The organism is Arthrobacter sp. PAMC25564, assembly GCF_004798705.1.
GTDB lineage: Bacteria > Actinomycetota > Actinomycetes > Actinomycetales > Micrococcaceae > Arthrobacter.
Genome location: NZ_CP039290.1, coordinates 2,740,233 through 2,758,484 on the forward strand (window position 1 = coordinate 2,740,233; position 18,252 = coordinate 2,758,484).

Genomic DNA, 18,252 nt, shown 5'->3' on the forward strand with positions numbered 1-18,252 from the left:
TCTTCGGGTACAGCGCTCAGGAAACCCCCGCCGGCAGGACCGAGCGGTACACCTCAAGGGTGGTCTCCATGATGGATTCCCAGGAGAAGTGCTCCTCGGCCCTGCGCCGGCCGGCCTGTCCCATCGCGCGCGCCCGTGCGGGATCGGACACCACTTCGGTCAGGGCGGCGGCGAACTCGGTCACGAATTTCTCCGGATCCAGCGGCGTGCCGGTTCCATCGGTGACCTGCTCCAGCGGCACCAGCAGGCCGGTCTCGCCGTGCCGGACAACTTCCGGGATCCCGCCGGTGGCGCTGGCCACCACGGCGGCACCGCAGGCCATGGCCTCCAGGTTCACGATGCCGAGCGGCTCGTAGATCGACGGGCAGGCAAAGGCGGTCGCGTGGCTGAGGACCTGGATCAGCTCGTTGCGCGGCAGCATCCGTTCCACCAGGATCACGCCGCCGCGCTGGCTCTGGAGTTCCTCGATCAGGCGGGCCGTTTCGGCGGCGAGTTCGGGAGTGTCCGCGGCGCCGAGGCAGAGGACCAGCTGGACGTTGGCCGGCAGCTTCGCGGCGGCGCGCAGGAGGTACGGGACACCCTTCTGGCGCGTATTCCGGCCTACGAAGACCACGCTGGGCAGCGCCGGATCGATCCCAAGGCCGCGGACCACGTCCTCACCCTCGTCCCGGTTCCACAGGCTGACGTCGATGCCGTTGTGCACCACCCTGACCTTGGCCGGGTCGACCCCGGGGTAGCTGCGCAGGATGTCCTGCCGCATGCCTTCGGAGACGGCGATGATGGCGGCCGCGGACTCATAGGCGGTTTTTTCCACCCAGGAGGACACGGCGTAGCCGCCGCCGAGCTGCTCGGCCTTCCACGGCCGCAGCGGCTCCAGGCTGTGGGCGCTGAGCACGTGGGGGATCCCGTGCAGCAGCGAGGCGATGTGCCCGGCCATGTTGGCGTACCAGGTGTGCGAATGCACAAGGTCCGCGCCGGCGATGTCGGGGACTATCCGCAAATCCACCCCCAGGGTCTGGATGGCCGCATTGGCTGAACCCAGATCCTCGGGCACCGCGTAGGACGTGACCGTCGCTCCGTGATACCCGGGCTCACGGGGGGCGCCAAAGGCGCGCACCCGCAGATCCACACGTTGGGCCAGCACCCTGCTGAGCTCGGCTACATGGACTCCGGCTCCGCCATAGATTTCGGGCGGGAATTCTTTGGTCACTATGTCTATACGCACAAATCCCAAGGTAGTCGCTACGGTGGAACTGATCTAGTGTGAAGACGTCCGGGCGTGCCGGATTGTTTGGGGAGTTACAAAGGCGTTCAGGAGCGACCACTATGCCGCAGAAGAAAGTATTGGCAATTGTCCTCGCAGGTGGCGAAGGAAACCGGCTCATGCCGCTAACGGCGGACCGGGCCAAGCCCGGCGTGCCGTTTGCCGGAAGTTACCGGCTCATCGACTTTGCGTTGTCCAATCTGGTCAATTCCCGATATCTGCAGATCGTCGTCCTGACGCAATACAAATCGCACAGCCTTGACCGGCACATCTCGGAAACCTGGCGGATGTCCACGCAGCTGGGCAATTACGTCGCGTCCGTCCCGGCGCAGCAGCGCGTCGGCAAGAGCTGGTTCCTTGGCAGCGCCAACGCCATCTACCAGTCCCTGAACCTCATCCACGACGCCAACCCGGACATCGTGGTGGTGGTGGGCGCCGACCACGTCTACCGCATGGACTTCGCCCAGATGGTCGCGCAGCACGTCGCCAGCGGCGCGAAGGCCACGGTCGCCGCCGTACGCCAGCCGCTGAGCATGGCCGACCAGTTCGGCGTCATCGAGGTGGACCAGAACGATCCGCAGAAGATCGCTGCGTTCGTCGAGAAGCCCGCCTCCACTCCCGGACTCGCCGCCGACCCCACCCAGTTCCTGGCCTCCATGGGCAATTACGTGTTCGACGCCGATGCCCTCGTCGCGGCCCTGCACGTCGACGCGGAGCGGCTCGACACGAAGCACGACATGGGCGGGGACATCATTCCCTACTTCGTCAACAAGGGCGAGGCCGGCGTCTACGACTTCACCCTCAACGAGATCCCGGGCTCCACGGAACGCGACCGCACCTACTGGCGCGACGTCGGCACCATCGACTCGTTCTACGACGCGCACATGGACCTCATCTCCCCGGTGCCGGTGTTCAACCTGTACAACTCCGAATGGCCGATCTACACGCGCCAGAGCATCTCGCCGCCGGCCAAGTTCGTCCGCGGCAAGCACAACACCGTAGGCTCGGCGCTGGACTCGATCGTTGCCAGCGGAACCGTGATCTCCGGCGGCATCGTCGAGGGTTCCGTGCTCTCCAACGACGTCTACGTCGGTACGTCCAGCCGCGTGCTCGATTCCGTGCTGATGGACAAGGTCAACATCGGCGAAGGCGCCGTCGTCAAGCGCGCCATCATCGACAAGAACGTCAGGGTCCCGGCGCATGCGGCCATCGGCCTCGACGCCGATCTGGACCGCTCCCGCGGCTTCAAGGTCACCGACTCGGGCATCACCGTGCTGTCGAAGGGGCAGCTGGTCCCGGAACCGGGCGAGGCGGAGCGTGCCCTATCGGCCGCCAACCTGATCCTGGTGCCGGATGCGGTCAGGGCCGCCACGGAAAACTGGCCGGCCCTGCGGGACTCCGTTGACAAGGTTGCCGAAGTGCAAGCCGCCGCCGTCGGCGTCGTGACCCCGCGGTCAACCAAAGCCGACTAAGCCGGATCCGCTGCAGCTGGGGCCCGGCGCCGGCGTCGGACCGGGCTCCCTGCAGGCTGTAAAATTGGGGCAATGAGCTACCCCGATCTGCCTTCCGAACTGGCCCCTGCTGATGTGACCGCCGCCGATCTGTCGGCAGCTGATTTGACGGCAGAGGAAATCCAGGCCTGCCTCAAGGTCCTGAACAGCATCCACGTGTACGACGAGGAGCACCCGGACTACGTCTCGGTGCGCCGGGCCACCGGAAAAATGTTCAAGGCCGTCAAGCGCCACCGCCGGGTCAGCAAGAGGGACCTGATCGCTGAAGCTGACCGTGCCGTGATCGCCCAGACCGCGACGGCGGCCCCGGACCGGATCGACGACGAGACCCGCGGCAACAAGCTCGCGCCCTCCGCCACGGGTGAGATAGCCGGGCACCTGATCAAGTCGCGGCCCTGCTACATCTGCAAGCAGCACTATACGCAGGTGGACGCCTTCTACCACCAGCTCTGCCCGGAGTGCGCCTCCTTCAGCCACAGCAAGCGTGACGCCCGCACGGACCTGAGCGGTCGCCGTGCGCTCCTCACCGGCGGTCGCGCGAAGATCGGCATGTACATCGCGCTGCGGCTCCTCCGCGACGGCGCCCACACCACGATCACCACCCGCTTCCCCAAGGACGCCGCGCGGCGCTTCGCGGCCATGGAAGACAGCGGCGACTGGCTGCACCGGCTGCGGATCGTGGGCATCGACCTGCGCGATCCCTCACAGGTCATGGCGCTGACGGACTCACTGGATGCCGCCGGGCCGCTGGACATCATCATCAACAACGCCGCCCAGACCGTCCGCCGCTCCGGCAACGCTTACAAGCCCCTTGTCGACGCCGAGGATGAACCGTTGCCCGCTGCGCTGCAGCCGGGCAACGGCGGCCCGGAGCTGGTGACCTTCGGCCATGCCCACGACAAGCACCCGCTGGCCCTGGCCAGCAGTGTCCTGGACCATCCCGTGCTCGCCGGGGACGCCATCACCTCGCTCGCCCTGTCCACAGGCTCCGCCTCGCTGGAACGGATCGCGACCGGCACCGCCATCGACGCCGGCGGCCTGGTTCCGGACGTGGCCGCCATCAACAGCTGGACCCAGGTGGTGGACCAGGTGGACCCGCTGGAGATGCTGGAGGTGCAGCTGTGCAACGTCACCGCGCCGTTCCTCCTGGTCAGCCGCCTGCGCGGGGCCATGAAGCGCTCCACCGCCCGGCGCAAGTACATCGTCAACGTAAGCGCCATGGAAGGCCAGTTCTCCCGGGCCTACAAGGGCCCCGGACACCCGCACACCAACATGGCCAAGGCCGCACTGAACATGATGACCCGGACCAGCGCCCAGGAGATGCTGGATGCCGACGGGATCCTGATGACCGCCGTCGACACCGGCTGGATCACGGATGAACGCCCGCACTTCACGAAAGTCCGCCTGATGGAGGAAGGATTCCACGCACCGCTGGACCTCGTCGACGGTGCCGCCCGGGTCTACGACCCCATAGTCATGGGCGAAGCCGGGGAGGACCAGTACGGCGTCTTCCTGAAGGACTACAAGCCCAGCCCTTGGTAGGAAGCGCTTTGACCCTCCCCGCGCAGGCCACGGCTATAGGCCTATTGGCCCTAATGTGGCTCCGCCACGGTCCGTAACGTGGGTCTACATGAACACACAGACGACGCCGCCGCCGGATTACCAGCTCTCCATCGACCAATGCTGGGTGCTGCTCGACACGGAAGTCGTCGGGCGGCTCGCCCTCATCGTGGACGGCCATCCTGAGATCTTTCCGGTGAACTTTGTACTGGAGCGCCGCAGCATCGTCTTCCGGACCGCCGGGGGCACGAAGCTCTGGGGCGCGATGACGAGCAAACCCGTCGCCTTCGAAATCGACGGCTATGACCCGCACGACCAGCAGGCATGGAGCGTGGTCGCGCGCGGCGAGGCCGAGCTGATTGAAAGCCAGGACGACAAGGACGCAGCCGATGCCCGGCTTCTGGAGCCGTGGCAGGCCGGCGACAAAGACTTCTACGTGCGCCTGTCGCCCAAGGCGCTCACCGGACGCCGCTTCAAGGTCAACAATCCGGACCTGTGGAGCACACGCCTCTCCGATCCGCGCCGGTCGTCCTTCGAATAGGAGGCGTCCCGGATGCCCGGACAACCGCCTCTGCAGAGAGTCCGGGGGTTCGGATGCGCCGTTAGTGCCGTGACGGGCTGTGGACGACCAGCACCGGGCAATGGGCGTGCGCCACACAGGCAGAACTCACGGACCCCAGCAGCAGGCCGCCGAAGCCTCCGTGGCCGCGCCGGCCCAGGACGAGCATCTGGGCTGATTTGCTGGCCTCGATCAGGGTGGGCCGCGGGTGGCCCTGCACAAGGCGGGTTTCCACGTTGTCCGGCGTCTGGGGGCCATAGGCCTTGGCCACTGCCTCCTGCAGGATCTCCCCGGCCCGGACATCGAAGTCGTTGATGCCCATCGCGACGTAGCCGTCGTACACCGGCGGAACGTCCCAGCACGCCAGCGCCACCACCTGGGCAGCAAGCGGGATTGCCAGGGCCTGGGCCTCGCGGAGCGCTTCGACCGAGGCGTCGGAACCATCCACGCCGACGACGATGTTCCGGACTTCCCTGGCTTCGGTCATGGTTGATCCCTTCATCGTGCTGATGGCGCGTCAATCCAAGAATGCCGTTGACCCCGCGGCGCGCCTAGGGCCGAAGGTCACGGAGCCGGCGGCCCGGAAGCCCCGCGTTAGGTCCCGCGCTGGGTCAAAGGACCCTTGAGTGCGATCAGGCTGTGCAGAAGAATAGCAGAATAGACGGGCGGGGCCCGATGACGTGAAACGCGCCGGGCCAGCGACAATGGATTCAGGACAACGGATTCAGCAGGCACGACCCCGCACCTTCTTGCGCGGCAGGCCGGGAGCACCGGACACACCAGGCCGCGTCAGCGGCCGGACGGGAGAAATATGATTGCCTGGGCAGACGCAGGGCGTGCGGCACCAGATGGCATTCCGGCCGTCATCCGTGTCTTTATTCTCGATGACCATGAACTCGTCAGGCGCGGGTTGCAGGAACTCCTCGAAGGCGAGGGTTTCCTGGTGGTGGGTAGCTCGGGGTCCGCGGTGGAGGCGACGCGACGGATTCCTGCCCTGCATCCGGATGTCTGCGTGCTGGACGCCCGGCTCCCCGACGGGACCGGGATCGAGGTCTGCCGGGATGTGCGCTCCGTGGATCCCGCGCTCAACTGCATCATCCTGACCAGCTTCGACGACGAACAGGCCCTGCGCGGGGCCGTGCTGGCCGGAGCCTGCGGTTACGTCCTGAAGGAGATCGGCGGGACCGACCTGATCGGTGCGCTGCGGCGGGCTGCGGCGGGCGAATCGCTGTTCGAGGAGGGTGTGGCCGCGGGCATCGTCGAAAGCCTCGTGGACGCCGTGGAGGTGGATCCGCGTACCTCGTCGCTGACGCCGCAGGAACGCCGGGTGCTGGAGCTCGTGGGCGGCGGGCTCACGAACCGCCAGATTGCCGCCGAAATGTTCCTCGCGGAAAAGACGGTGAAGAACTACGTCTCGTCGCTGCTGGCCAAGCTCGGTTTCGAGCGGCGCACGCAGGCCGCGGTCTTCATTGCCAGCCCGGCATCCCCAGTCCCGCCTGCCGCCCACGGCATCCCCGAAACCGGACGGCCGCACATCGTCCGCTAGGGGAAGCGTCCGCTACAGCGGGACGGACCACTCCAGGCTGGTGCCGGCGTCGGGCGCGCTGACGATGGTGCACTCCCCGTCCAGCATGCGCGCCCGGTCCTCAAGATTGGCCAGGCCATTGCGTTTGTCCGGCTCCGTGAAGCCGGAGCCGTTGTCCGTGATGACGACCGTCACCTGGCCCTTGATGACGGCCACCGAGACGGAGATGGCATCGGCGCCGGAATGGCGGATGGCATTGCTGAGTCCCTCGGACACCACCGCCACCACGTTGTCCGCCTTGTCCGGAGTCACCGCGTCCACGGGGCCAGTGATGGTCAGCCGTGGCGTGAACGGCATGGACTTGGCGGAGCTGCGTGTCACCCTCCGGATCCGACCGCTGAGCAGCTCGTTCTCCCCGCTGCTGCTCTTGAGCGAGTAGATGGTGTCCCGCAGGCTCCGGATCGCTTCGTCCAACTCCCCGGTGATGTTGCGGATGCGTTCCAGTGCCAGCTCGTCCTTGGTGAAGCGGGTCAGGCTCTGCACGCTCAGTCCGGCCGCGAACAGCCGCTGGATGACCAGGTCATGCAGGTCTCGTGCGATCCGGTCCCGGTCGGTGAAGACCAGCAGCTCCTCGCGCAGCCGGTGCACCCGGGCGAGCTCCAGGGCAAGGGCGACATGGGAACCGAATACGGCGCCCATCTCGATGTCGGTGCGGGCGTAGCGGACCGAGCCGCCGTCGCGCACCAGCAGCAGGAGCCCGTGGTGGGCCCCCTGGGTGCTCAGGGCCACGGCCAGCAGCGGGCCGGTCCCGCCATCGGGTCCGGAAAAAAGCACCGAAGCGTCGTCGAGGACGACAGGCTCGCCCCCGGCCAGGACACCCTGCAGCTCCGGCAGGTCCAGGGCCAGGTTCTTTCCCGAGTATAATCTGCCGCGGTCTCCGGCCGCTCCCGCCACGATATAGCCGGGACCCGTCACGGACGGTGCCACGATCAGCGCCAGCTGGGACTCCGACTCCTGAAGGGCCCGGCCGGCAATGGGGTCCAGGCCGCCCGAGGTGTAGTCGCGGTCGCTGCCCAGCATCAACCCGGAGACATCCATGCAGGCTTCCAGCCAGCGGGCACGCCGCCGGGCGTCGTCGTAGAGCTTGGCGTTCTCGATCGCGACGCCGGCGGCAGCAGCCAGGGCGACGGCCAGCCCTTCGTCTTCGGCGGTGAAATCGCCTCCGCCTTCCTTCTCCGTCAGGTAGAGGTTGCCGAAGACCCTGTCACGGACCCGCACCGGGACGCCGAGGAAAGACTGCATGGGAGGATGGCTGGCCGGAAAGCCGTGGGCCTCCGGATGCTTGTGCAGGTCATGCAGCCTCAGGGGCCGGGGATCGCTGATCAACAGGCCCAACACCCCATGGCCGGTGGGCAGCGGGCCGATCCGGCGCTTCAGTTCACCATCGATGCCGACGGTGATGAAGTGGCTCAGCGACCGGTCGTCACCGATCACGCCAAGGGCTCCGTAGTGGGCATTCAGCAGGCGGCAGGCGGACTGGACCACGCGTTCGAGGACGGCGTCCAGGCTTAGGTCCTCGGCCACCGCGACCACGGCTTCCAGGAGGCCGCCCATGCGCTCCTGCGACTGTAGCGGTTCCCCCGCCCGGGACACGAAGTCCTTCAGGAGGTCCTCGATCCGGGGATTCCCCGGAGTGGTGCCGAGGTCCGGATTTTCATTTGAATGCATTTTCAGGGCCCCAATTCCTCACGACGTACATCCGCGCCGATGACGTGTTGCCAGAATACCCTGATCCCGCCCTACAGCACCCATGGAAACCGGAAGCTATCCGCTCCAAGTGTGACCTTGTGCCCTAGCCGTCCGGCGGCGGACTGGCGTAGGCTCGGCGCCATGAGTACTGAACCCAGCCCGGGCGCCCCGCAGTCCAAAGACCCGCAGTCCAAAGACCAGCACCCACATGACGTTGAAAACCTTGACCACCACGAATGCTGGAGGCTCTTGCGCAGCGTCACGGTGGGCCGGCTGGCGGTCTGGGTTGACAACCATCCGGACATCTTCCCGATTAACTACAAAGTGGACCACGGGACGCTGATCTTCCGCACGGCGGAGGGCACCAAACTGCAGGCCGCCACGGGCGACACCCCGGTGGCCGTCGAAGCCGACGGCGTCGACGCGGACAGCGGCATCGCCTGGAGCGTCGTGATCAAGGGCCAGGCCGCCGCGGTGCAGAACCAGCAGGAGGTCCTGGACACCGTGGGCCTGCTGCTGTTTCCGTGGCAGGCGGGCAAAAAGGAGCACTTCGTCCGGATCACTCCGGACGATGTCACCGGCCGGCGCTTCAAGGTGGTGCCGCCCCTGACCTGGTGGACGCCGCTGGACGACGCCACCCGTTCCGGACTCGAGTAAGCCCCTCCCGGCTCAGGCGAGGCGGGTGATTTCCACGCTCACGCTCAGGGCTGATCCGCCGCCACCGGACAGGATGCCCTTGAGCGGCGGCACATCGCGGTAGTCGCGGCCGCGCGCCACGGTGACGTGGAAGTCCCCGGCGGGCTTGTGGTTGGTGGGGTCCCAACTCCGCCATTCGCCGTCCCACCACTCGAGCCAGGCATGCGACTGTCCGGCAACCGTCTCGCCCAGTTCCGCCGTCGAGCGCGGGTGAAGGTACCCGGAGACATAGCGGGACGGGATGCCGCAACTGCGCAACGCACCGATCGCCAGGTGGGCAAGATCCTGGCAGACGCCCTGGCGCTGGTTCCAGGCCTGCTCGGCATTGGTGGTGACCCCCGTGGAGCCCTTCATATAGGTCATTTCCCCGCGCATCCATTCAAAGACCGCCATGGCGGCCTCGTGCGGCTTCCGGCCCTCGACCACGCCCGGAATGATTTCCAGCACCTCCGCGCCGGGCCCCGTGAGCTGCGACTGGGGAATCCAGTCGCTGAACCGGCACAAGGTCTCCGGGGCAGCCAGCACGTCCCAGCCGACGAGGTCCGCCTCGGTCGGGATCTTCTCGACACGGTGAACTTCGACGGTGGTGGTGGACAATACTTCAAGGCGCTCGTGCGGCATCTGCATGTCGAAGGCCGTCACCCGGGTACCCCAGAAGTCACGGTAGCTGCTCAGCGCGGCCTGCGCCGGCGAAACCTTCATCGAGGATTCCAGCACCACCTGCTGGGGGTCCGTCAGCGGGGTCATCCGGGCCTCGTTGTAGGAGAGCGTCACGCGCTTGTTGTACTTGTAGGCCGTCTTGTGGACGATACTCAGCCGGGTCATGAAACTTCTCCCACCCAGGCGAGTTCGTCCGCCTGATTGAAGTACTTACGGGAAATGGCGTCCGAGGCCTGGGACACGGCCTTCTGCACCCGTTCCATGTGCTCCGGCAGTTCCGACATCAGGTCGTCGGTGCGGTGGAACTCCAGGAACGTCCGGGCCTGCCCGACGATCCGGCGGGCGTCGTTGATGAAGCCGACGCGCTGCGCCGACGGGTCCAGCTTGGCCAGGCATTCGTCGGCGTCGCGCAGGGCGTACACGATGGACCGTGGGAACAGCCGGTCCAGCAGCAGGAACTCGGCGGCGTGCTGGTCCCCGAAGGCGGCCCGCCTGGTGCGCAGGAAGGATTCGTAGGCGCCGGCGCAGCGGAGCATGTTCACCCACGACATCCCGGCGGAGAGGACGTCACGGGTGGAGAGCATGCGCGCCGTCATGTCGGCACGTTCGAGGGAACGGCCCAGGACGAGGAAAAGCCAGCTTTCGTCGTGGCTCACGGTGGTGTCCGCCAATCCGCTGACCATCGCGGTGCGTTCCAGCACCCAGTTGCAGAACCGGTAGGTCCCCACCACGTCCTTGCGGTGCTGGTTCAGCCCGTAGTAGGTGGTGTTCAGGCTTTCCCAGAGTCCGGAGGACACCGTTTCCCGCGCGCGCCGGGCGTTCTCCCGGGCGGCACCGAGCGAACCGGCAATGGAGGTGGCGCTGTGCTTGTCGTAGGCCAGGGCGTTCAGCAGCTCGGGGAGGCCGAATTCCTCGTTTTGCGCGCGTGCCCCCATCACGGCGAGGAGCTCCTGTGCGACGCTGCGCTGCTCTTCCATGGGCAGGTGGTTGAGCCGTTCCAGATGAACGTCGAGGATGCGGGCGGTGCCGTCGGCACGTTCCACATAACGGCCGATCCAGAAAAGGGACTCGGCAATACGGCTAAGCATTCGCGGCTACCTCCTGCGCGTCGGAAATCTGCTGCTGCTGCTGTTCCTTCTGGCTGTCGCGCCAGTTGCTCTCCACCGGCCAGACCGAGACCCGCTCGCGGACCGCGATGGCCGGGCGCGGGAGGGTCTCCACCGGCACCTGCGGGGAATCCGCGAGCACCCAGGTGTCCTTGGAGCCGCCGCCCTGGCTGGAGTTCACGATCAGTGAGCCCTCCTTGAGCGCCACGCGGGTCAGGCCGCCGGGAAGGACCCAGACGTCGTCGCCGTCGTTCACGGCGAACGGCCGCAGGTCCACGTGGCGGGGGCCGAACTTGTCGCCGCTGAGCGTGGGGACCGTGGACAGCTGCAGGACAGGCTGGGCGATCCAGCCACGGGGGTCGGCGATGACGCGCTTGCGCAGCGCCTCAAGCTCGTCCTTGGACGCATCCGGGCCGATCACGAGTCCCTTGCCGCCGGAGCCGTCCACGGGCTTGACCACGAGCTCGTCCAGCCGGTCCAGGACATGCTCCCGGGCTTCCTTCTCCTCCAGCCGGAAGGTGTCCACGTTGGCGATCACGGGCTCCTCGCCGAGATAGTACCGGATCAGGTCCGGGACGTAGCTGTAGACCAGCTTGTCATCGGCCACGCCGTTGCCCACCGCGTTGGCGATGGTCACGCCGCCGGCACGGGCGGCGTTGACCAGGCCCGGGCAGCCGAGCATCGAATCGGCCCGGAACTGGAGCGGGTCCAGGAACTCGTCGTCGATCCGCTTGTAGATGACATCGACGCGCTGTTCGCCGGCCGTGGTGCGCATGTAGACGCGGTTGCCGCGGCAGATGAGGTCGCGGCCCTCGACAAGTTCCACGCCCATCAGGCCGGCGAGGAGCGTGTGCTCGAAGTAGGCGCTGTTGAAGACGCCGGGCGTCAGGACCACCACGGTGGGGTCGTCGACGCCGGCGGGCGCCGTCTTGCGCAGGGCGGACAGCAGCCGCCGGGGGTACTCCTCGACCGGCCGGATGAGCTGCTGGCCGAACGCCTCCGGCAGCCCCTTGGCCATGGCCCGGCGGTTTTCAAGGACGTAGCTGACGCCCGAGGGAACACGGACGTTGTCCTCCAGCACGCGGAAGGTGCCAGCCGCGTCACGGACGACGTCGATGCCGGAGATGTGGACCCGGACTCCGCCGGCGGGCTCAAAGCCATGCACCTGACGGTGGAAGTGGGCGCTGGTGGTGACGAGCTGGCGCGGGATGACGCCGTCGGCCACCACGGTCATCTTGTCGTAGACGTCGTTGAGGAAAGCTTCAAGGGCGCGGACCCGCTGCGCCACACCCTTCTCCAGGATGGTCCATTCGTCGGCCGGGATCACCCGCGGGACGATGTCCAGCGGGAACGGGCGCTCCTCCCCCGCGAAGTCAAAGGTGACGCCGCGGTCCAGGAAAGTCCGCGCCATGGAGTCGGCGCGGGCGGTGACATCAGCCAGCGAGAGTTCACGCAGGGCTCCGGCGACCTGCCCGTACGACTTCCGGGCCTGTTGCCCCGGGGTGAACATCTCGTCGTAGGCGCCCGTGCGGGCGGCAGCCTCGGAGTAATCCTGGAATAGGTCAGACATGGTGACTAGCCAACCATCTTTTTGTTTCTAAATCATTTCGAGGGACCGACGGCGTGATCCCCGCGGGTGCACCGGCCGGGCCATCGTCGTGGCGTTTCGGGTTTCGGGCCAGCTTGCGGCAAGGTATGGGAGTGCCCCCGTTCATTCCGAAATTCACAGCAGCGCCCAGGATGTGTGCCCCGGGCCTGCTGGGCGCGGCGGCCGCCGTCGGGCTGGCCCTTGCCGTCCATGCGCTGGTTCCGGTGCTGCCGGCGATGACCCTCGCCGTGCTGCTCGGGCTGCTGGCCGCCAACCTGCCGGGCCTGAGCGCCTGGACGGCCGGGCCCGCCCGGCCCGGCCTCGAGTTCGCGGGCAAACACCTGATGCGCGGCGGGATCGTAGTGCTGGGCCTGAAAGTCAGCCTCGCGGACGTGCTGGGCCTGGGCTGGCAGGCCTTGCTGGTGATCACGGGAGTGGTCTTCGCGGCCTTCGCCGGCACCTACGGCATCAGCCGGCTCTTCCGGCTTCCGCCCCGGATCTCGCTGCTGATCGCAACGGGCTTCTCGATCTGCGGCGCCTCGGCCATCGGTGCCATGGCCGCCGTGCGCCGCATCAAGCCGCAGGAGACGGTGCTCCCGGTCGCGCTCGTCACCCTCTGCGGCACCCTGGCCATCGGCGTCCTGCCGTTGCTTGTGCAGCCGCTGGGGCTCGGCCCGGAAGAATTCGGGGCATGGGCCGGGGCCTCCGTGCACGACGTCGGCCAGGTGGTCGCCACCGCCCAGACCGCGGGTGCCTCGGCGCTGGCAATCGCCGTCGTCGTCAAACTCACCCGGGTGATCCTGTTGGCGCCGATGGTCGCCGCCGCGGGCCTCCACCACCGCCGGAACGCCGACGCCGGAGCAGGGCTTCCGCCGATCGTCCCGCTGTTCGTTCTCGGCTTCGTGGCGCTGGCGGCGCTGCGTTCCACCGGCTGGCTTTCGGCACCGGTGCTCGAGGCGGCCGCCGCGCTGCAGGATCTCCTGTTGGGGATGGCGCTGTTCGGACTCGGCTCGGCCGTCCGGGTGGGGCAGCTGCTGCACACCGGGGCCCGGGCGTTGCTCGCTGCGCTGGCTTCCTGGCTGCTCATCGCCGTGCTGGGGCTGGCAGCAGCCGTGCTGATAGTCCAGCGGGGCTGATCCGGGCCTGGTGGAACGGCCCGCGTGATTAGATAGCTGGGTGTCGAACCAGAACCTGCGCCGCGATGAAGCCGCAACACGCTCCGCCCTGATAACCACCCACAGCTACGACGTCTCCCTGGATGTCCGGCAGGCAGCGGACCCGAAGGTTGCCGGCTACAGCAGCCGCAGCATCATCAACTTCTCCGCCAGCGAGCCGGGGGCCTCCACCTTCCTGGACTTCATCGCCAGCGAAGTGCACAGCGTCTTCCTCAACGGAGAGGGCCTTCCCGTCGCCGACATCGTGGACGGCTCCCGCATCCGGCTCGACAATCTCCAGGCCGAGAACCAGGTCACCGTCACCGGCACCGCGCTCTACAGCACCTCCGGCGAAGGCATGCACCGCTTCTTCGACCCGGCCGACGGGCAGTGCTACCTCTATACCCAATACGAGCCCGCGGACGCCCGCCGGGTGTTCGCGAACTTCGAACAACCCGACCTCAAGGCCGAATTCACCTTTCACATCACGGCCCCCGCGCAGTGGCAGGTGTCCTCCAATGGCGTCGAGACCCTCCGTACGCCACTGACCAGCGATCCGGCGCTGGGCCGCTGGGACTTCGCCCCCACGAAGGTGATGTCCACCTACATCACCACCGTCCTCGCCGGGCCGTATTTCAAGGCCGAGGACACTTGGACCGGGACGCTTGAGGACGGTACCCGCCTGGAGGTGCCGCTGGCGCTGTACTGCCGGGCCTCGATGGCTGACTCCTTCGACACCGGGACCCTGTTCCAGCTCACCAGGAAGGGCCTGGAATTCTTCAACGGGCTCTTCGACTTCCCCTATCCCTGGGGCAAATACGAGCAGGCCTTCGTGCCGGAATACAACCTGGGCGCGATGGAGAACCCCGGGCTGGTGACCTTCACGGAAAGCTACGTCTTCACCTCCCGTGCCGCCGATTCCCAGTACCAGGCCCGCGCCAATACGCTCCTGCACGAGATGGCCCACATGTGGTTCGGTGACCTCGTGACCATGCAGTGGTGGGACGATCTGTGGCTCAAGGAATCCTTCGCGGATTACATGGGCACCCTCGGGGTGGACCGGACCACCGGCTGGAACACGGCATGGGTGAACTTCGCCAACAACCGCAAGGCCTGGGCCTACGTGCAGGACCAGCTGCCCACCACGCACCCGATTGTGGCCGACATCCCGGACCTTGAAGCCGCGAAGCAGAACTTCGACGGCATCACGTACGCCAAGGGCGCCTCCGTCCTCAAACAGCTCGTGGCCTATGTCGGCTTCGAGGCGTTCATAACCGGCTCCCGGCAATACTTCAAGGACCATGCGTACGGCAACACCACCTTGGCCGATCTCCTCGCCGCGCTCAGCGCCGCCTCCGGCCGGGACCTCGGCGACTGGGGCCGCCAGTGGCTGCAGACCTCCGGCATCTCGACCATCACCAGCGAGATTGAAGAGCCCAACGGCGTGCCGGGCACCATCCTGGGCCGTGTGACACTCGTGCAGGACGCCGAAGACCCCATCACCGGCCGGCAGGTTCCGCGTCCGCACCGGCTTCGGATCGGACTCTACAACCGCGACGCGGCCGGTGCCCTGGTCCGCACGGACAGCGTCGAGACCGACGTCAGCGGCCCCCGGACCGAGGTGGCCGCCCTGGCCGGCAAACCGCGGCCTGCCCTGCTGCTGGTCAACGACGACGACCTCAGCTACGCCAAGATCCGGCTGGACCCGCGCTCCGAGGCCACCGCGCGCAGCTCGCTCGATGAACTCAGCGATCCCATGGCCCGGGCCCTGTGCTGGACGGCATTGTGGGATTCGGCCAGGGACGCCGTCACGCCGTCGTCCCTCTATGTGGACGCCGTGGAGCGCTTCGGCCCGGCCGAAACCGGCGTCGGCGTCCTGCTGAACGTACTGGGCAATGCCGCCACGGCGATCGAAAGGTACGTGCCCAGGGCGGAACGGGGCGCGGTGCGGCACGGCTTCCTCACCACGGCGGCCATCGAGCTGGAGGCGGCCGAGCCGGGCTCGGACCAGCAGCTGGCATGGGCGCGGACGCTCGCCGCCACGAGCCGGTATGACGCCGGCCGGCTGGACCTGGTCCGGGGTATCCTCGACGGCAGCGCCGTTTTCGAGGGGCTCGCCGTGGACGCCGAACTCCGCTGGAACCTCTGGCATGCGCTGGCAGCCAACGGCCAGGCGTCGCCCGATGAGCTTGATGCGGAGCTGGCCCGGGACAACACCGCCGCGGGAAAGTCCGGCCACGCCACGGCCCTCGCCGCCCGGCCCGAGGCCGGGGTGAAGGCCGCAGCCTGGCGTGCCGCGGTGCATGGAACGGCGCTGTCCAACCAGCTGCTCAGTGCCACCATTGCGGGATTCACCACCGGGGATGCCTCCCTCCTGTCAGCCTTCATCGAGCCTTATTTTGAATGCCTGGAGACGGTCTGGGCCGGGCGCAGCATCGAGATTGCCAGCCGGATCATCCGCGGCCTCTACCCGGCCGGGCAGGACCTGGACGGGCACGGCGGCGCCCCGACCACCCACGCCGTAATCGTCCGGACCGACAACTGGCTCACCGGACACCCTGACGCGCCCCGGGCGCTGCGCCGCATCGTCATTGAACAGCGCAGCCACCTGCTCCGTGCCCTGAAGGCACAGGCCCTGACGGCGCTGGGCGTCTCCTGACGCCGGCGCCGCCAACAACCCATCCAGGAAGGAAGACACACGATGGATCTGCGCCTGCAGGGAAAGACAGTCCTGATCACCGGAGCTTCCCAGGGCATCGGACGGGAAATGGCATTGCTGCTGGCGGAGGAGGGCTGCAACCTCATCCTGGTCAGCCGCGACGCCCGGCGCTTGAACGGCCTCGCCGACACCTGTGCCGGGGCGCTGCTCAGTCTTCGAGGAAGGCCGGCGTGAACAGCAGGGTCAGGCCCTCGGCCATGGTCGGGTGGGTGATGATGGCGTCGCGCACGGCTGTGTAGTCCAGTCCGGCAAGCATGGCCATCTGCACCACGGCAATGGCTTCGCTGGCTTCGGTGCCCAGCAGTGCCACGCCCAGGATCCGGTTGGTCTCGCGGTCGATGACCGCCTTCCAGAAGCCCTCCAGATGCCCCACGGTCCGGGCACGGGGAATGGCCGTCACGGGCATCTTCGCGATGTGGACGTGGTAGCCGGCGTCCCGGGCCTGCCGCTCGCTCAGGCCCACCCGGCCGAGCTCGGGCGTGGTGAACACGCAGTAGGGAATCAGCCGGCCAGCGGTGCTGCGCGGCTGGCCGGCGCCGTTTCTGGCCGCCAGGTTGGTCTTCAGCACACGGTAGTCGTCATAGGAGGCATGGGTGAACTGGGGTGTCCCGGCGGCGTCACCGGCTGCCCACACTCCTTCGGCCGTGGTCTGCAGCTGATCGTCGACCCTGATGAATCCGCGGTCGTCAAGTTCCACGCCGACACCTTCGAGGTTCGCGCCTCCGGTCATCGGCCTGCGCCCGACCGCAACGAGGATGTCATCGGCGGTGACGGTGTCACCGGAGGAGAGCATGAGCGTGACGGTGCCGTCTGCGGCGCGGGAGATCCTTTGTGCCCTGGCCCCCAGCCGCACGGTGATGCCGGCGTCCCTGAAGTTCTGCTCGATGGCAGCGGCAACGTCCGCGTCCTCCCGTGCGAGCAGCTGTCCGCCGCCCTGGACGATGGTGACTTTGACGCCGATCGTGTTGAGCAGGTCCGCGAATTCGCAGCCGACGTATCCGCCGCCAAGGATGATGATGCTCTCCGGCAGGGATTCCAGTTCCAGCAGGGTGTTGCTGGTCTGCACCCTCGACTCCGCCAGGCCTTCGATGGGCGGCAGGAGCGGCTCCGTGCCCAGGTTCAGCACGACGTCGGTGCCGCGCAGGGTGCGCACGCCGCCGTCGTTCAGGGTCACCTCCACCGTCCGGGGAGCGACGAACCTCGCCTCGCCGAGGATGAAGTCCATGCCCGATCCGGTGAAGGCTGACAGCTGGCCCCCGACCATGGTCTCCACGACGTCTTCCTTGCGGTGGCGCAGCAGTTTGAGGTCCATTCGCGGGTTCCCGGCCCCGGAAATACCGAATTCGGCGGCCCGGCGGATGGTTTTCAGGACCCGGCCGCTGTTGATGAGGGTCTTGGTGGGGATGCACGCGACATTGATGCAGGTCCCGCCAATCATCGAGCGTTCGACCATGGCGACGGTCCTGCCGGCCCGGGCCAGGTCCATCGCCAGGGTTTTCCCGGCCTTGCCTCCGCCGACCACGAGCAGGTCCACGTCCTCGATATCCATGTTGTCCCGTTCCTTGGCTCTTGCCTGCTGCAGCTCGACCACGGCGATTACCGGAGCCCCGGCCAGCTTACGTCCGGGTACACCCTGATATCGAGCCCTCACTGCCCGGCAATGTTGGGGAAATACCACTGGAGCGCCCCGGGCTGAGGCGGCCCCCTCCACACCGGAGACCTCAACGACGACGTCGAACAGGCGATCCTGCAGACGCGCGCGCTGCTGGGCACCGATACCGCGCAGGCCTGAGCCCGAAGGGGCAGTGGTGGAAGCGTTCCGCCACCACCACTGCCCCAGCCGCCGGTGAGCCTGCCTGTCCCACCTCGAAAGGAATTTCCAGGGTGCCATTGCCCCACCGCGCAACCGTCCACCGCCTCCGCCCATGGCTCGCTGGTTTCTTCGCCCTGCGCCCGTGCGGGAAACCATCGCCCCGTCCCTGCACTACGGCGCGGTGAACCGCGCCTGGCTGACACTGAACTCGGCCCGGCCGACCACCAGGAACAGGGGCCATCGCCAGCGCGAAGGCGCACTCCTGGCCATAAACGGGGCCTGGCCGCCAGCGTCCTGGAAAATTCCGGCGTTCCCGGCCAGGTCCGCCAGCTCTCGCCCCAGACCGCG

15 protein-coding genes are annotated in these 18,252 nt (G+C 67.5%); 8 read left to right on the forward strand and 7 right to left on the reverse strand.

What is annotated here, in order from left to right:
- Positions 1 to 16 precede the first annotated feature (16 nt).
- Positions 17 to 1,225 (reverse strand): glycogen synthase, encoded by a 1,209-nt coding sequence (gene glgA / locus E5206_RS12825; protein WP_136322817.1) that lies wholly within the window; start codon positions 1,223 to 1,225, stop codon positions 17 to 19.
- Between the two features lie 101 nt (positions 1,226 to 1,326).
- On the opposite strand from glgA, the gene glgC reads away from it, so the two are divergent.
- From glgC to E5206_RS12840, 3 genes are all read left to right on the forward strand, one after another.
- The gene (glgC, locus tag E5206_RS12830; protein WP_136322818.1) at positions 1,327 to 2,736 is read left to right on the forward strand and encodes a glucose-1-phosphate adenylyltransferase; all 1,410 of its coding nucleotides are present in this window, start codon (positions 1,327 to 1,329) and stop codon (positions 2,734 to 2,736) included.
- 129 nt (positions 2,737 to 2,865) lie between these two features.
- Positions 2,866 to 4,317: an SDR family oxidoreductase gene (locus E5206_RS12835; protein ID WP_136324125.1), complete on the forward strand. Its 1,452-nt coding sequence runs from the start codon at positions 2,866 to 2,868 to the stop codon at positions 4,315 to 4,317.
- Positions 4,318 to 4,405: 88 nt separating this feature from the next.
- The gene (locus E5206_RS12840; protein ID WP_136322819.1) at positions 4,406 to 4,876 is read left to right on the forward strand and encodes a pyridoxamine 5'-phosphate oxidase family protein; all 471 of its coding nucleotides are present in this window, start codon (positions 4,406 to 4,408) and stop codon (positions 4,874 to 4,876) included.
- Positions 4,877 to 4,937: 61 nt separating this feature from the next.
- Here the strand turns inward: E5206_RS12840 and E5206_RS12845 are convergent, their stop codons facing one another.
- Complete coding sequence (locus tag E5206_RS12845) at positions 4,938 to 5,381, reverse strand: universal stress protein (protein WP_136322820.1); 444 nt, start codon at positions 5,379 to 5,381, stop codon at positions 4,938 to 4,940.
- 324 nt (positions 5,382 to 5,705) lie between these two features.
- Here E5206_RS12845 and E5206_RS12850 point away from each other — a divergent pair, with 324 nt between their 5' ends.
- The gene (locus E5206_RS12850; RefSeq protein WP_136322821.1) at positions 5,706 to 6,440 is read left to right on the forward strand and encodes a response regulator transcription factor; all 735 of its coding nucleotides are present in this window, start codon (positions 5,706 to 5,708) and stop codon (positions 6,438 to 6,440) included.
- A gap of 12 nt (positions 6,441 to 6,452) precedes the next feature.
- Here E5206_RS12850 and E5206_RS12855 read toward each other — a convergent pair whose 3' ends face one another.
- The gene (locus E5206_RS12855) at positions 6,453 to 8,147 is read right to left on the reverse strand and encodes a GAF domain-containing sensor histidine kinase (RefSeq protein WP_136322822.1); all 1,695 of its coding nucleotides are present in this window, start codon (positions 8,145 to 8,147) and stop codon (positions 6,453 to 6,455) included.
- Positions 8,148 to 8,309: 162 nt separating this feature from the next.
- Between E5206_RS12855 and E5206_RS12860 the strand changes: the two genes are divergently transcribed.
- Complete coding sequence (locus E5206_RS12860; protein ID WP_240689719.1) at positions 8,310 to 8,825, forward strand: pyridoxamine 5'-phosphate oxidase family protein; 516 nt, start codon at positions 8,310 to 8,312, stop codon at positions 8,823 to 8,825.
- 12 nt (positions 8,826 to 8,837) lie between these two features.
- Here the strand turns inward: E5206_RS12860 and E5206_RS12865 are convergent, their stop codons facing one another.
- The 3 genes from E5206_RS12865 to E5206_RS12875 are packed head-to-tail and all read right to left on the reverse strand — an operon-like array spanning position 8,838 to position 12,200.
- A complete protein-coding gene (locus E5206_RS12865) occupies positions 8,838 to 9,689 on the reverse strand; it encodes a transglutaminase family protein (RefSeq protein WP_136322824.1) in 852 nt (283 codons plus the stop codon).
- Positions 9,686 to 10,612: an alpha-E domain-containing protein gene (locus E5206_RS12870; protein ID WP_136322825.1), complete on the reverse strand. Its 927-nt coding sequence runs from the start codon at positions 10,610 to 10,612 to the stop codon at positions 9,686 to 9,688. The genes E5206_RS12865 and E5206_RS12870 overlap by 4 nt, the downstream gene beginning before the upstream one ends.
- Positions 10,605 to 12,200, reverse strand: coding sequence for a circularly permuted type 2 ATP-grasp protein (locus E5206_RS12875; protein WP_136322826.1), 1,596 nt, complete (start codon positions 12,198 to 12,200; stop codon positions 10,605 to 10,607). Before E5206_RS12875 ends, E5206_RS12870 begins: the two co-directional genes overlap by 8 nt.
- Before the next feature lie 170 nt (positions 12,201 to 12,370).
- Between E5206_RS12875 and E5206_RS12880 the strand changes: the two genes are divergently transcribed.
- Genes E5206_RS12880 through E5206_RS12890 form a run of 3 tightly spaced genes read left to right on the forward strand, consistent with a single transcriptional unit; the run spans position 12,371 to position 16,265 of the window.
- Positions 12,371 to 13,354 (forward strand): putative sulfate exporter family transporter, encoded by a 984-nt coding sequence (locus E5206_RS12880; protein ID WP_136324126.1) that lies wholly within the window; start codon positions 12,371 to 12,373, stop codon positions 13,352 to 13,354.
- A 40-nt stretch (positions 13,355 to 13,394) separates the two neighbouring features.
- A complete protein-coding gene (gene pepN, locus E5206_RS12885) occupies positions 13,395 to 16,031 on the forward strand; it encodes an aminopeptidase N (protein WP_136322827.1) in 2,637 nt (878 codons plus the stop codon).
- A gap of 42 nt (positions 16,032 to 16,073) precedes the next feature.
- On the forward strand, positions 16,074 to 16,265 hold the full coding sequence (locus tag E5206_RS12890) for an SDR family NAD(P)-dependent oxidoreductase (protein WP_136322828.1): 192 nt from the start codon (positions 16,074 to 16,076) through the stop codon (positions 16,263 to 16,265).
- On the opposite strand, the gene E5206_RS12895 is transcribed toward E5206_RS12890, so the two are convergent.
- On the reverse strand, positions 16,240 to 17,742 hold the full coding sequence (locus E5206_RS12895; RefSeq protein WP_240689721.1) for an FAD-dependent oxidoreductase: 1,503 nt from the start codon (positions 17,740 to 17,742) through the stop codon (positions 16,240 to 16,242). The two genes, E5206_RS12890 and E5206_RS12895, sit on opposite strands and share 26 nt — an antisense overlap.
- Positions 17,743 to 18,252: the final 510 nt, after the last annotated feature.

Coding starts and splice junctions, on each gene's coding strand:
- E5206_RS12890 (WP_136322828.1), top strand. CDS start 16,074: ATGGATCTGCGCCTGCAGGGAAAGACAGTCCTGATCACCGGAGCTTCC.
- E5206_RS12850 (WP_136322821.1), top strand. CDS start 5,706: ATGATTGCCTGGGCAGACGCAGGGCGTGCGGCACCAGATGGCATTCCG.
- E5206_RS12860 (WP_240689719.1), top strand. CDS start 8,310: ATGAGTACTGAACCCAGCCCGGGCGCCCCGCAGTCCAAAGACCCGCAG.
- E5206_RS12840 (WP_136322819.1), top strand. CDS start 4,406: ATGAACACACAGACGACGCCGCCGCCGGATTACCAGCTCTCCATCGAC.
- E5206_RS12845 (WP_136322820.1), bottom strand. CDS start 5,381: ATGACCGAAGCCAGGGAAGTCCGGAACATCGTCGTCGGCGTGGATGGT.
- E5206_RS12875 (WP_136322826.1), bottom strand. CDS start 12,200: ATGTCTGACCTATTCCAGGATTACTCCGAGGCTGCCGCCCGCACGGGC.
- glgC (WP_136322818.1), top strand. CDS start 1,327: ATGCCGCAGAAGAAAGTATTGGCAATTGTCCTCGCAGGTGGCGAAGGA.
- E5206_RS12870 (WP_136322825.1), bottom strand. CDS start 10,612: ATGCTTAGCCGTATTGCCGAGTCCCTTTTCTGGATCGGCCGTTATGTG.
- E5206_RS12880 (WP_136324126.1), top strand. CDS start 12,371: ATGTGTGCCCCGGGCCTGCTGGGCGCGGCGGCCGCCGTCGGGCTGGCC.
- E5206_RS12855 (WP_136322822.1), bottom strand. CDS start 8,147: ATGCATTCAAATGAAAATCCGGACCTCGGCACCACTCCGGGGAATCCC.
- E5206_RS12865 (WP_136322824.1), bottom strand. CDS start 9,689: ATGACCCGGCTGAGTATCGTCCACAAGACGGCCTACAAGTACAACAAG.